This is a genomic window from Vibrio sp. 1078-1, assembly GCF_033340475.1.
Genome location: NZ_JAWOWM010000764.1, coordinates 1 through 545, shown reverse-complemented (window position 1 = coordinate 545; position 545 = coordinate 1). Strand labels below are relative to the sequence as shown.

Genomic DNA, 545 nt, shown 5'->3' with positions numbered 1-545 from the left:
TCGCGATGCACTTTTGGAGATTTCAGAGAAAGGTTTGGGAATGACCGTAATCGTGGACGAGCACGATGCTATGCTTGGTATATTCACCGATGGTGACTTACGCCGCACTTTGGATAAGCGCATTGATATTCATACCACGGCTATTGGCGAAGTCATGACGAAAAATCCAACCACGGCACATCCAGAAATGTTAGCAGTGGAAGGATTGAACTTAATGCAGAACAAAAACATCAACGCACTTATCCTATGCAAAGAAGATAAAATCGTTGGCGCATTAAATATGCATGATTTACTAAAAGCTGGTGTGATGTAATATCGGCAACACGAAACATTCAAACGATTGATTACACAGATTAAGGCAATAGTCAGGGAAGTACTGAGCTAAACAAAAGGCCTTTAATATATGAGTTTTACTCGCCTTATTTATTTGCTCTTGGTTTTCGTCGTCGCATGGTGTGGTTATTACCTGCTCACACCAAAAGGTAACGATGCAATTCAAGTAGCCCCAGACACCGAACTGCCATTGTTCAGTGGAACTGGTTTAG

Annotated in this window: 1 protein-coding gene and 1 pseudogene; both read left to right on the top strand. The window is 41.8% G+C overall.

Annotation, left to right across the window (positions count from 1 at the left end):
- Positions 1-313 (top strand): CBS domain-containing protein (locus R7190_RS29940; RefSeq protein ID WP_318138217.1); only part of this gene is annotated, 313 nt, incomplete at its 5' end.
- Between the two features lie 90 nt (positions 314-403).
- A pseudogene (locus tag R7190_RS29935) lies at positions 404-545 on the top strand (LPS export ABC transporter periplasmic protein LptC); the annotation flags it as partial.